This is a genomic window from Claveliimonas bilis (assembly GCF_020892095.1).
Lineage (GTDB): Bacteria > Bacillota > Clostridia > Lachnospirales > Lachnospiraceae > Claveliimonas > Claveliimonas bilis.
In genome coordinates, this window is record NZ_AP024845.1 from 1092696 (window position 1) to 1106373 (window position 13678).

General features: G+C 45.8%; 10 protein-coding genes. 2 read left to right on the plus strand and 8 right to left on the minus strand.

Annotated features, from left to right (window positions below; all coding sequences use genetic code 11):
* Window position 1 precedes the first annotated feature (1 nt).
* The 4 genes from EUBC25_RS05505 to EUBC25_RS05520 all read right to left on the minus strand — a co-directional run bounded on the left by EUBC25_RS05505 (window position 2) and on the right by EUBC25_RS05520 (window position 4657).
* Complete coding sequence (locus EUBC25_RS05505; RefSeq protein WP_311135890.1) at window positions 2-1252, minus strand: FAD-binding oxidoreductase; 1251 nt, start codon at window positions 1250-1252, stop codon at window positions 2-4.
* 192 nt (window positions 1253-1444) lie between these two features.
* Window positions 1445-2383, minus strand: coding sequence for an electron transfer flavoprotein subunit alpha/FixB family protein (locus EUBC25_RS05510; RefSeq protein ID WP_230107171.1), 939 nt, complete (start codon window positions 2381-2383; stop codon window positions 1445-1447).
* Window positions 2380-3189, minus strand: a complete 810-nt coding sequence (locus EUBC25_RS05515; RefSeq protein ID WP_230107172.1) for an electron transfer flavoprotein subunit beta/FixA family protein — start codon at window positions 3187-3189, stop codon at window positions 2380-2382. The genes EUBC25_RS05510 and EUBC25_RS05515 overlap by 4 nt, the downstream gene beginning before the upstream one ends.
* Before the next feature lie 10 nt (window positions 3190-3199).
* Window positions 3200-4657, minus strand: a complete 1458-nt coding sequence (locus tag EUBC25_RS05520) for an FAD-binding oxidoreductase (protein ID WP_230107173.1) — start codon at window positions 4655-4657, stop codon at window positions 3200-3202.
* 481 nt (window positions 4658-5138) lie between these two features.
* Here EUBC25_RS05520 and EUBC25_RS05525 point away from each other — a divergent pair, with 481 nt between their 5' ends.
* Together EUBC25_RS05525 and EUBC25_RS05530 are read left to right on the plus strand one after the other, a co-directional pair.
* Window positions 5139-6374, plus strand: a complete 1236-nt coding sequence (locus tag EUBC25_RS05525) for an MFS transporter (protein ID WP_230107174.1) — start codon at window positions 5139-5141, stop codon at window positions 6372-6374.
* A gap of 79 nt (window positions 6375-6453) precedes the next feature.
* Window positions 6454-7572, plus strand: coding sequence for a glycerol dehydrogenase (locus tag EUBC25_RS05530; protein ID WP_230107175.1), 1119 nt, complete (start codon window positions 6454-6456; stop codon window positions 7570-7572).
* Between the two features lie 98 nt (window positions 7573-7670).
* Here the strand turns inward: EUBC25_RS05530 and EUBC25_RS05535 are convergent, their stop codons facing one another.
* The 4 genes from EUBC25_RS05535 to xylB are packed head-to-tail and all read right to left on the minus strand — an operon-like array spanning window position 7671 to window position 13529.
* Window positions 7671-8702 carry a GntR family transcriptional regulator gene (locus EUBC25_RS05535; RefSeq protein ID WP_230107176.1) on the minus strand — a complete coding sequence of 344 codons (1032 nt, stop codon included), beginning with the start codon at window positions 8700-8702 and terminating at the stop codon, window positions 7671-7673.
* A gap of 18 nt (window positions 8703-8720) precedes the next feature.
* Window positions 8721-11105, minus strand: coding sequence for a pyruvate formate lyase family protein (locus EUBC25_RS05540; protein WP_230107177.1), 2385 nt, complete (start codon window positions 11103-11105; stop codon window positions 8721-8723).
* A 57-nt stretch (window positions 11106-11162) separates the two neighbouring features.
* A complete protein-coding gene (locus EUBC25_RS05545) occupies window positions 11163-12029 on the minus strand; it encodes a glycyl-radical enzyme activating protein (RefSeq protein WP_230107178.1) in 867 nt (288 codons plus the stop codon).
* 3 nt (window positions 12030-12032) lie between these two features.
* On the minus strand, window positions 12033-13529 hold the full coding sequence (gene xylB / locus EUBC25_RS05550) for a xylulokinase (protein ID WP_230107179.1): 1497 nt from the start codon (window positions 13527-13529) through the stop codon (window positions 12033-12035).
* Between the last annotated feature and the right edge of the window lie 149 nt (window positions 13530-13678).

A 13678-nucleotide genomic window follows, 5' to 3' on the forward strand; every position in this document is an offset into this window, starting at 1 on the left:
TTTACTCCTCTGTTTCAATGATATTTCCGGGATTCAGTCTGTATACACTGTCATATTGTTGTTTCAGCTCCCGGCAGACTTCAAGATAATCTCCCGGAACTGCATCTCCCAATATTTTCTTTTTCAATTTCCCGATTCCATGTTCCCCGATCACTTTACCATGGGTGCTCGTCTCCTTTGCCCACCGGGACAAAAGACGGATCCCCTCTTCATACTCTTCCTTATTTTCCGGAAGAAGATTAATGTGCAGATGATTTTCCATAGCATGTCCGAAAATACAGGCTGAAAGACCGCTTTTCGCGATATCCTCCCTGCTCTTTTTCAGAATTTCCGAAAAACCGGCGTCTGCCACCGCCATATCCGTGCCCAGCTTCGTAATCTCCTTATTTGTTCGTCTGACCCCTTCAATGAAAAGATTGGCTGTCTCGGCCGCCGCATGGCGAAACGCATGCATTTTCTCGATCTCTGCCTCACCGGACACTGCCCAGGCTTCATCAGGATCGCTTCCGCATTCTGCCGCTTTTTCCATCAGGCATTCCGCAATCTCTTCAATGCCTTCCTCCTGCCCCTGGATCTCCAGATAGACCATATCTGTGATCTCCTGTTCAATATCCGGCAGTTCCTTGATCTTTGACATGGAAGGCTTTCTCTCCTCGATCAGGTCCATGGTCTTACGATCAATGTATTCTACTGCCGCCACAGCTGCAGTTTCACAAGACGGAAGCTCCTCCTTAAGGCTGTCCACAAACTGCCCGGCTTCTCCGGTATCACGGAAGAAAAATGCAATTCCCCACAGACTTTCCGGTTTGGGAAGAAGTTTTAAAGTCAGTTCCGTAATAATCCCTGTAATTCCTTCTTTGCCAAGAACCGTATCCATCTTTTCCATTTCTTTTCCGGATGCCAGCACGATTTTTTCGCCCCATCCTATCTCCTGAACAGTACCGTCCGGATAAAGGACACGGATTTTTTCAATGTAGTCTCTTGCCGGTCCATATAAAATCCTGCAGATTCCTTCTGCATTTTCCGCCGCCACACCGCCGACTGTCGCCGAAGTCTCTGTTGGATCCGGCGGCCAGAATACCGGTGTCTTGCGGAACATGCTGTCTATTTCTTTTTTCAGATCCATGAGGGTAATCCCAGGTTCTACGGTCACAGAAGCCGTGCCATCCGAATGTACCTCTCCATCCTTTACCTTGTTCATGTGGGACAAATTCAGGATATGGCCTTCTTCCGGAACTGCCGCTCCGGTGATTCCGGTCTTCCCCCCCCTGAATCGTAATTTTCACATCTTTGCCCAAATGTTCCAGCACTTCCCGTATCTCGCTTTCCGTTTCCGGAAAAGAAATGCTGTCGGCGTTTCCTGTGAATTTGGACTCGTCAATCAGATATTCTTTATACTGTTCCTCCATAGGAAAAATTGTGACGCTCATCTTTTCCTCCTATTTTACTGTCTTTTCAAATTTTCTGCAAGTTCTTCTATCCGTTTCATGACCGGAAGAAAGTCATCCGCGATCGCCACATCAGCCTGCTTCATGATCGGCGCTCTTTCGTCCCGGTTTACAGCAACAATAAATTTACTCTTTTCAATGCCTGCATAAAATGCCGCCGCACCGGATGCCCCTACCGCAAAACAGATCTCCGGTGCAAGCATGGCTCCGGATACGCCGATAAGCCTGTCCATAGGCTCCCAGGCATTCATGGCAGCCGGTCTGCTCACTCCCAGAACTCCTCCCAGACTCTCTGCCGTCTGTTCCAGCCTTTTTACATTTTCTTTGCTTCCGCATCCTCTTCCTGCGGCGATCACAACCTTTGCCTGCTCCAGTCCCTTTTCCTTTTCTTCCGGAATAAATTCTTCTTCCAGGATAAAATCCGGCTTTCCGACATTCGCTTCTTCTGTAACTGCGATGTCTCCTGAATCCTTCTTCGCCTTATCCATTCCTCTCTCAAGAGAAATGCAGTAGGGGCCGGTCTGCATCAAAAAGGCCGCTTTCAGATGATTGGCATATACCATCTTGGAAGCCTGAAGGCCTCCGTCAGCGACTGTGATCTTTCCCACTGCTGCAAGGGAGCTCCCTTTTTTCCTTGCTCCGCACCGCACTGCCAATTCAATATCCGATGGATCGCTTCCAAAGATATACAGATCTTCTGACGTCATCCACCCGCACAAAACATCCAAAGCATTTACCGGCGTATATGTTTCCATATAAAGCACCCTGGCCTCTGACGCCGGTATGCCATCCAATATTTTTTCACCTGTTTTTAATATGAGCAAGGCTTCCCCTTCTTCTATTTCAGCGGGAAGCCCTTTTGCAAAGCCGCACATTTCTTCCATCTGCGCCTGTATTTCTGACAGGAATCCGTTAATAACCAGATGATATCTCATAGTTTTTCCAGCCTTTCCTTCAGATATGATTCAAAAAGCTTCTCCGCCTTCTCCTGGGGAGTCGCTCCTTCGATCCATTTTGTATCCCTTTTTCTTTCCACATTTTCCAGTGAGACAAGCTTCGCTGATTCTGCCGGACTTTCTTCACATACTTCTTCCATAGTCAGCCTCTCGATCGGCTTTTTGCCAAGCTTCATTTTATCCTTCAGAGTCGGTACACGAAGATAGGTATTCTCTGCATTTCCCACAACAAGTACACAGGGAGTTTTTACCGTACGGATAACGCTTCCGCCGTCTGTTTTACAGGTAATCTTAAGACAGCTCTCATCTACCGGCTCCATAGAGGTAACTTGAGTAAAACAAGGCCATCCAAGCAGCTCTGCCAGAAGATATGGCGTCTTCATATTGCTCCCTACTGAACTTTGTCCACCCATAACTACCACATCCTGCATGGCGTATTTTTTGAGATATCCCGCAATCGCTCCCGCAAGACTTTCAGGGGCAAAATTTTCCGGCTCTTCCTGCATAATACGCACTGCATGAGCATATCCCAGCGCATAAAGCGTCTTCAAAAACGACTCGTCTTTCTCTTTTCCAATTGTCAGCGCACTTAATTCAAAAACGACGTTAAAGCTTCCTGACAAATCAGAAAGCTTTAACATCATTTCCAGAGCGCTCTCATCAAAACAGTTCCATATTGGCTTGACATAGCTAGTATCCACATGGAGCTGTCCTTCTAACTCCCAATCTTCCTCTGCCACCAGATCCAGATCGGGAACTACTTTAAAGCAACCCAATATTTTCATAATATTAATCTTATTTTCTTAAAGGAATCAGTGTTCCCATGTTCATAATACCATTTGGATCAAATGCCTGCTTCAGTGTCTTCAGCATATAGTAAGATGATCCGTATTCTTCAGTTACATAGTGAGCTCTTGCTTTTCCAAGTCCATGGTGATGAACAATGGATCCGCCGTATTTGATAACCTGCTCGCAGATGATCTGATTGATTCTGTCATGATATTTGTTGATCTCTTCTTCCGGAGCACAGTCTACAACGTTGTAGTAGTATACAAAGTACATATTTGTTCCGTTGATATAGCTATGTGAAGAATGTCCTCCCATCAAAGTCATATCCGGAACTTCTGCAAGGATTCTGTCACATGCTGTTTTGTAAATATCATAGATATTATCCCAGCTTCCGGAAACCTCTGTTGTGATACCAATGTTCTTTGTTGCTTTGATTTCTTCTTTTTCTTCAGCAATCTGCTCTGGTCCCCAGTTCAGTCCGCCGTACCATTTTTCAATCAGCTTAGGATCTACTTCTTCCAGTTCCGGATGTTTGCTCATCAGATCACGGATACCTGCTTCAATAGCCGGTGTAATATTTGCCGGTCCTTCTGCCATCCAGATAAGGATTGCTTTTCCTTCTTCCAGCCATGCACTGAAGTGCTGCTGTGCATCTGCTGCATCGTACAGACGTGCAAAAGAAGGTTTGTAACCTGCTACCATAACTTCACGCAGGCAGTCAAATCCAAGCTTCATCTGCTCATCATCCAGCTTGTATGCAATGTATCTGTTGTTTTCCGGCTGCCATTTGAAGAGCTTCAGTGTTACTTCTGTGATAAAGCAAAGAGCTCCTTCGTTTCCACAGATGATATGTCTGATATCCGGACCTGCCGCACGTCTTGGAACGTTTTTGATTCTGCAGATCTTTCCATTCGGGAACACAGCTTCCATACCAACGATCATATCTTCGATTCCGCCATAAAGTGTAGAGAACTGTCCGATACTTCTTGTTGCAACAAGACCGCCGATCTGTGCAAGAGGTTTGGACTGCGGAGAATGTCCTGTTGTGTATCCCTGCTCACGAAGCATATCGTCCAGATCCTGAAGCGGAACACCACACTGGCATGTTACCTGCATGTTGTATGTATCTACTTTCAGTACTTTATTCATCATAGAACCATCTACAACAACGGAGTCTTTAAGAGCTGTCTCTAATCCTCCCTCGATAGCGGAATGTCCGGTTCTCGGTACAATGTTGATCTCATTGTCATTTGCAAATGAAAGAACTTTGGAAACTTCCTCTGTGCTTGTTACATATACAACTGCTGCCGGAATCGGCTGTGTATATACTTCGAATACCTGCTCATACTTTCTGTATCTGTCGAGACTGCTTTCTTTTAATACCTGTTCGTCAGTAATGACACGCTCTTTACCGAGGATTTCTACTAATCCCTCTACAATTTTCTCCCTTGAAATAATAGCCATGATGTTTCTTCCTCCTATTTCTTAACTACTTTTTCTTTTCGTCTGTCTTTAAATATGAGAGTTTTTCTTTTTTGACCAAAAGAGCGCTGTCTGCGCACAACAGCATAATAAAAAAAGAGAAAAGCAACTAGTATAAAAGCGGTATATCCGCCTTTCCTGTTACTGTTCTCTCCTAAGCTCTTCTGGTAACTGCCTTTAGTATAAATCCTGATCTACAGGTTGTCAATTGTACATATTACATATTTTTGGACTCCCTTTTTTATGAATTATACCTAATTTTCTTTTTTATTTCCTTTTGCGATTGACATTTTTACACAAATCTTTTATGCTTTAGGATAGTTACAAGAGTGAAGAGAGAAGTAACGCTGCAAGGCATTACTTTTCTCTTTTTTGTTTCTTTTCTGTCAGAACCTGTGACTGCAGCACGGGAACTGGCGCTGTTTCATTATTATTAATTGTATAGTTTTTTGGAGGAATACTTATGGACAAGGCTTTTATCAAAAAATACGGCACGCTGCTTCTTCTGGCGGCCGGAGCTGGTATCATCTTCCAGCTTCCTTACATTCGTGAAACTTTCTATGTACCGATTCAGAACGCTATGGGGCTTAGCAATGCCCAGATGGGTCTTCTGTCTTCGGGATATGCAACAATGGCAACTTTATCTTATTTTATCGGCGGTATGATCGCAGATAAGTTTTCAGCAAGAAAGCTGCTGACATTTTCCTTTATCGCTACCGGAGCTCTGGGACTTTGGTTCTCTACCTTCCCAAGCTTTGCAATCGGACGTTTGATCTTCGTTCTGATGGGAATCACTTCTATTATTACATACTGGTCAGCCTGCATTAAGGCGACTCGTATGCTGGGCGGAGAGGAAGAACAGGGACGTCTGTTCGGTCTTCAGGAAGGACTTAGAGGTATTTTAAACGCTGCCGTTGTATTTGGAATGGCGTGGGTATTTGCACAGTTTACAGATGAGATCGCAGGCGCTTCTGCAGCAATCAAAGTGTGCGCTATCGTTGATATCATCATTGGTATCTTGAACTTTATCTTTATCGAAGATACAAAACGTGAAGAACAATCCGAGCCTGTAGGAACAGTTGTAAAAGAAATGTTCAAGACTCTGCTCCTTCCTCGAGTATGGGTGCTGGTTGCTATCGTTTTCACTGCTTACAGCGTATATGGTCTTGTAAGCTACGCTACTACATATGCACAGCAGTTCTTCGGAATGTCTGCTGCAACAGCTGCAACTCTCGGCGGTGTTCGTTACCTGATCCAGGGTGTTGGCGGTATCGTGGCAGGTTTTGCTGCTGATAAACTTTCCCGAGGCAAAGTTGTTATCATCGGATCTATTGGTATGGCCCTTTCCTTCCTGTTCTACATTTTAATCCCGGTTCAGGAGGGACTTCTGGGACTGATCATCTTCAACTTCTTCTTCGGCCTGTTCTTCATCTATGCCGTAAGAAGCCAGTACTTTGCTATCCATGATGACGCTGGTATCCCGCTTCGTTTAAGCGGACGTGTTTCCGGTATCGCATCTGCACTTGGATACCTGCCGGACGTATTCATGTACACCATCGTCGGAGGCTGGATGGACAGCTATGGACATACCGGATTCAACATGACTTGGATTTATGCCATTGTAATGTCTCTCCTCTGTGTAGTCTTTACTTTCATTCTTTCTAAAGTTGCAAAGGACAAACTGCCAGAGAATGCTTAATTTGAACAAAAAAAGATGTTCGGATCTTATATTCGGACATCTTTTTTTATAAATTTTTTTCTAAAAGGAGGGTCTGCTTATGCTGCCGCTTACTTCTTATGCCTGGGGTTCACCAGGCCGCTATATCCAGGGAGCCGGAGAACTTGACCGCCTGGCAATCCACACAGAAAAATTCGGAAAAAGGGCTTTTGCTGTCATTGATGAATTTTTCTACAAATCATTTACAAAAAGGCTGGACACTCTCTACAAAAATGCCGGAGGGGCTTTCTTAAGTTTTTTGTATCAGACCGAGATTACAAAAGAGCTTATTGAAAAAGCATCTGACGAGGCCAGTGGCTTTTCCCCGGATGTCATCATCGGAATCGGTGGAGGAAAAGCATTGGATACCGCCAAAGCCGTAGCTTCCAGGCTGTCCCTTCCCCTTGTGATCATCCCCACAAGCGCTTCTACAGACGCGCCCACAAGCGCCATGTCCATCATCTACAATGACGCACATGAACACGATGATGTCTACTATTACATCAAAAATCCGGATCTTGTACTTGTAGACAGCCAGATCATTGCAGACGCCCCGGTGCGTTTCCTTGTATCCGGTATGGGTGATGCCCTGGCTACCGTCTTTGAAGGGCGCACAAGTATCCGCACCAATCAGCCCAACTATATCTGTGGAGAATCCGGCTCTTACATGCGCACCCGGACTGCCGCCGCCATTGCCGAGGAGTGTTATCGTACCATCTGCGAATTTGGCGTCAGGGCTAAGATTGCCAATGAACTTCATGTTGTTACGGATGCTCTGGATGCAGTCATCGAGGCAAACACTCTGATGAGCGGACTCGGGTTTGAGAATGTGGGCTGTGCCGCTTCCCATGTTGTGTGCAATGGAATCACAGCTGTTCCCGGCGGAGATAAGGCGCTCCACGGAGAAAAAGTTGCCTTCGGCGTCATCTGTCAGCTGCTTGCAGAAAATGAAGATATGAAACTGATAGAAGAAGTCATCCGGTTCAATTTAAGCGTGGGACTTCCTGTCACTCTGGATGATATGGGAATTGCACCTACAGAAGAAAATTTTGATATCATCAGCGCCAACCCGCAGGAAACCGAATGGACCAGAGAACCATTCTATATGGATGCCGCAAAAGTAAAGGCAGTAGTTAAGACCGCCCATGAATTGGGAAAGCGTTATAAAAAAGGGTTATAAAAACTGTGCGCCGCCGGGCGTACCTGCAAAAAGAGGATTCTCCATACATATGAGGAATCCTCTTTTTGTTTCTGCCAATATGATCTATCCGGCATCTCCTATATTTCCTGTATCATCTGCCCTTCTACCAGATACATGGCAGGCTCCCATGTGCCTCCGGGGGCACACTGCCTCTCAAGAGATGTAAAAATCTGTTCTACTGTCTTTTTCATATCCTGGCGGTACATGATCGTTCCCAAAGGCGGAGACGGCAGTTTATCCACGGAAGCCACTGCAAGCTCCGGCTTTTCTCCTGCAGCGATCTCTGTAACAAGGATACCGCATTCCCTGTCACAGCAGAGCACTGCCGTTTCTTTTCCCTCCCTCTCTCCGATACTGCCCTTCAGAGCGCTTTCAATGATCTTCCGTCCTTCTTCTTCTTTCTTCCATGGGATCCTTAATACGATTCCATGCTCTCCGGCATATGTCCGATAGGCTTCCTCACGCATCCGAATACTGTATATCTCTGTCATATCCCATCCTACATATATAATCCTCTTATATCCCGCTTCTTTAAGAGCCTGGTACAATGTACTTACTGCACGTTCGTTGTTGAGAGCCACACAGTCCGCATAAGGAAGTCCTCTGTCAGAATCAAAAAACACAAGATTCATGCCAATGGCACGGAGCCTTTGAAGCTTCTTGCGATCTACTTGCAAATCTTCCAGCCAGACTACCGCATTACGAAGTCCTCTTTTATAAAGCCGGTAAAGGCTTTTTTCCAGACCTTCGCTTTTTGGCTTCTCTACATAGAGCACCAGAGTGCCTTTTGTCTCAGCATATGCTTGAAATCGTCCGATAAATTCCGAGAAAAAGGGATTTCTGGCCGGAGCCACCAGGACGATCATATCCAGATCCGCCGGGTTGCCGCTGTTATGGAAAGTCACTTTTGTTCCCCTTCCCACTTCCCGGACAATAAGGCGATCTTCCTCCAGCATCTGCAGGGATCTTCGCACTGTGACCCGGCTGACATCCAGAACCTTCTCCAATTCACGTTCTGACGGAAGCATATCTCCATCTTTATAGTGGCCGGCAAATATTTCATCACATATTTTATTTTTCACTTTCTGATAGAGATTTTCGCTGTCCATAATATATCATATCCTTTTCTATAAACGGGTGGACTCCATATCCAGCCTCTTGATGATATCTTCCTGAATATCCGGAGACAGATCAAGGAAATTTACAAAAGTTCCATGGATCCTCATAATATAAACGCCGCTTGGCGCATATTTTTTCGGCTCGGCTAATACTTTTCGCAGCATTTCCGGCGTTGTCACATTGACATAGAGATAGAATGGTGAAACGCCTTCCTTCTGTGGATTGTAAAACAATGGATTCATGATCTTCTTCTGAAATTCCACACCTTTTTCCTCAAAAGTTTCCGCTTTGAAGTAGCCTGGATTAATCCCCAGGTGAGAAGCGCATCCTCCGTTCATCTTCTCAAACGGAAGCTTCATGTTGGACATTACCCGGAATCCAAGGCCGGAATGAGCCTCTCCGTACAGCGGATCAATGCCGTATCCCAGCTGTTCCCTTGCCTTTCTGCCGTCCGGCGTTGCGCCCACCCAGTATCCATACAGAAGATGTGTGGACGGGGAAGCCCAGTCTGCCCGGAAAGGATTGCCCAGATAATTTTTTTCGGCTGTCACCATATCGCTGACTCTGGAAGCAATATCCGCCGCCTCATCATCTACAATGCCGATATTGTTTCCATATTTTTTTGCTTTCATCAGATACTGATGCATCTCCGGGTCATTTTCAAAATTCGTCCGAAGTGCCTCCAGCATTCTGCCTGCATCCTGCGGCCTTTCCCGCAGCAGAGTATCAACGGCGATAAAAGAATCCGCCACAACAGAAAGACCGTGGATGAGACATCCGCTTCCATTATATTTTGTTCCCTGCTCTTTTGTATCACGGACATCCACGCCCGTTTCAATGCCGCCCATCAAAGTGGAGAGAAAGGGAACTTGCAGAATAGAAATTGCCTCCGAAGCTGCGTTTGCGCATTTTACCATCTCATCGGTATATTCCTGAAGGTTATTATAAAAGATTTCACGAATATTTTCCAGTACTTCCTGGTCGGTATGATATCCGAATTCCTCCCGGCCTTTTCCGAACTTTTTGCCGGATATCGTGGAAACGCCGTCATTCAAAGACAACTCCAGCACTTTAGCCATATTCAGCCAGCTGTTTGTTGTGTTTCCGTTATCCTTCCCCATGATCAAAGGTTCCTGGCATCCGGCTACAGAATAGTCTTCCAGATCTGCGGGGTCCACATGGTTTTTATTTTTTAATATCTCAAATACAGAATCGTCATTAAAGAAGGAGGGGGTCAGGCAGCCCGGCGTAAACAGGAATCTTCCCAGACTTTCATACAGCTCCTTCGGTGTATTTTTATGGAGCTTTACAGACAGGATAGGCTGCGGAAGATTCATGTCATAGTAGGCATCCAAAAGGGCATAGGAAGTTGGATTTGTCATATCTTCACCAGCGCCTGATTTTCCTCCGATGATCAGATTCTGGGAAATCGCCCAGCTTCGGTCTGCCACATTATAGAATACGAGAAGGTGTTTTAAAAGGGCCGCCGCCATATCCCGGTCCGTATCTTCCATCTTACGGTACGGTTCAAAAATCCGGTCTGCATTTCCTACAGAAAATGCGTAAGGATTGGGGGTTTGCTCCAGACACATTACCTGCCACATCAAAATAAATGACTGAATAGCCTCATAGAGATTTTCCGCTCCGTTTTCAGGCACTTTGCGCAGCGTATCCGCCATAAGCCGAAACCGTTCTTTATCCTTTCCTTCACTCGCTGCCGCTTTCTCTTCTGCCAGATCTGCATATCTTCGGGCAATTACAAGAACGGCGTCCAGAGAAATATCCATCGCCTCATAGTAGGAGCGTTTCTTTGGATTCTGTTCCGCTTCCCTTTGAACCCCGATCCTCTCTTTCAGTCCTTTCACACCATCCTTCAGGACGTCTCTCATATCCGGAATGAGATGTCCCGTTACCTGTTCGATAAAATAAATCGCCTCGCTTGTATTGTCACCTGCAATATCATAGGCGCTGCACAGCGCTTTTGCAAACTTCGTCTTTTCATTATATTGCTTCAGATCGTCGATCCTCTCCTGCGTAATATCTCCGATGGGATCAATATCCCCGAAAACCGCCACCGGATCGCAGTAGCCGCTGAAGGAATCCACCGAAAACGCCGGATTGATAAGGGCGTAGGACCTGGCAAAGGCATTATCCTGAGTTCCCGCAAACACATGGTAATCACTGATCCAGAGCGGAAGCCTTTCCGCTACTTCCACCAGGGTTTTCGCAATGCGGATGCAGTCCTCTTCTCCTGAAAATCTCTCATCACATTCCCGCATAATTTCTTTGGCAAGAAACCATCCTTCCAGATGATCCGTTGCTCTTTCTTCCTGAAATCTTTCTTTTGCCAGCTTTGTAATTTCCTCTGCATTTAATATGGTTTCAATTTTCATTTCAACCACTCCTTTCTGCCGCTTTTTCCACCATCAATTTTTTTCAATTCAAAAAATTTATGTACGCTTATAATTACATTCTGCTTCTTTGATCCGTTCCCGGAACTGCCTCAGGGTATTTTCATTCACTCTGGCTTTTTCTGTCATCTGGTATTTCCATCCGCATTCTTCCCATTTCTTTTTTCCAAATTCATGATAGGCCAGCACTTCAAATGTCACATTGCTGCCGCCTATCTCACGGAAAAATGAAAGAAATGCCTCCTGGTCTTCCCGGCCGTCATTGACCCCTCCGATCAGCGGTACTCTCACATGCAGGCTTGGATGGATCTTCGCTGCTTTCCTTATATTGGCAAGGACAGTCTCATTGGAAAGCCCGGTATATTCTTTGTGCTTCTTAGGATCACAGAGCTTGCAGTCCATAATAAGCTGACCGACACATCCCATCAGCTCTTCCAGCCTCGGATGTGCTCCATTTGTCTCCAATGCCGTGTGTATTCCTGACTCTTTCAATCCTGTAAGCGCTTCTTTCAGCTCTTCAAACTGTACGGTGGCCTCTCCTCCTGTAAATGTCACCCCGCCGCCATCATAGAACATCATAGCGTTATTTCTTGCTTCCTCCAGGATTTCCCCTACTGTTTCCTCTTCATAGGAAAGATACATTCCTTTTGTATTGTGCTCTGTCACACATTCCTTCCGGCTGCAGCTTTGGCAAATGGTCCTGTCTACCGTCTTTCCGCTAATGGCATGGTGAGGGCAAATAGATTCAAGAAGCCATTCCTCATCTGACACGATCACGCCTTCTACCTTCATCCCCTCCGGATTGGCGCACCAGGGACATTTCATATTGCAGCCCTGCAGATGGTAAACAAGCCTGTTCCCGTCGCCATCCTGGGAATAATTAAACCCTTTCTGAAAAATTTTCATGGCTTATCCTCTCACATTTTTGTGGAACAGATCCTGATTATGTCCGTATAACTCCCGGTAAATGGCAAACTGCTCCTCATAATATTTCTGATTCTCCCGGTCTGGCTCTACCGTCGTTTCGCTCAACTTCACCAGACGGCTGCAGGCTTCTTCACAGCTTCGATATTCTCCTGCTGCCACAGCCGCTGTAATGGCGGCTCCCACACAGGCCTGTTCATTATTTTCATTGGTAAAGATCGGCCCATTCAGAATATCTGCCTGCATCTGCAGAAAGAGACGGCTTCTCGCTCCCCCTCCTGACGCAATAATTTTTTGGTACGAAATACCGAGGCCTTTGAAAATTTCCAATGAACTGCGAAGTCCGAACACAATCCCTTCCATTGTACTTCTTATCATATGAGCCTTTGTATGCTTCAAAGTCATACCAAAATAAATTCCTTTTGCCTCCGGATCATTATAAGGTGTTCTTTCTCCACTCAAATACGGAAGAAACACAAGACCTTCGCTTCCCGCTGGGACCGTTCCGGCTAAAGCGGTCATATCATCGTAAGATTTCATTTCCAGCATCTGATTCATCAGCCATTTCAAAGCAACCCCGCCGCTTAGGTGCGCCCCCATCAAAAGCCACAGATCTTTTTTTACATGACAAAATGTATTCGTGCGAAACTTAGGATCATAGACCGGATGGTCAAAAGCGCCGGATATCTGACAGGCCGTGCCGATATTGGAAGCCAGGATTCCCGGAACAATGATTCCGTTTCCAACGCCCATCATCAAAGTATCGCCGCCGCCATATGCGATCAGCGTCCCTGCTTTCAATCCTGTCTGTTCCTCGCATTCCCCGGATACCTGTCCTGCAATATCACAGGATTCATGACTTTCCGGGAAAATCTCTTTTTTCAGTCCCAGCTTCTCAATAAGGTCCCAGGCCCACTGACGCTTTTTTGTATCAAAAATTGCTCCGCTGGAAGCGTCAGACATTTCCGTTCCGATCTCGCCGCACATCCGATAACGGATATAATCTTTGGGAAACATTACATATCTGGTTTTTTCGTAATTTTCCGGCTCATGCTCTTTCACCCACATAAGGGAGGAGGCAAGGAACCCTGTACTTAACGAATTTAAGATAACATTTCTGTAATTATCTTTTCCGATCACTTTATAAATTTCAGAGATTTCATCTCCTGATCTTTGATCCGCCCAGATAATTGCATTGCGGATCAGTTTTCCCCTGTCATCTACCATAACCAGGCCATGCATCTGTCCCGAATAGCTGATACAGCTAATCTGTGCCGCTTCCCCGGGAAAACGTTTCACCAAAGCTGCAATCGTCTGGCGTGCAGCCTGCCAAAGTTCTTCCATGTCCTGTTCCGCCCAGGAAAGCCTCTCCTTTATGATATTGTATCCAACCTGCTCCGTTCCGGCCACATTCCCATCACCACTGATCAACATGGACTTCACGCTGGATGTTCCGATATCAACTCCCATATAATAGCTCATAATCCGACCTCCTCTTCCTATTGGTATTATATTATAATACCAATTTGTTGTCAACGCAATTTTGGCAAAGCGCAGTTTTGCCCGGGGGTGTCTGCAATTTTACCCGGGGATAAACGCAACTGGGGACGTAACAAAGTTAAACTTTGTTA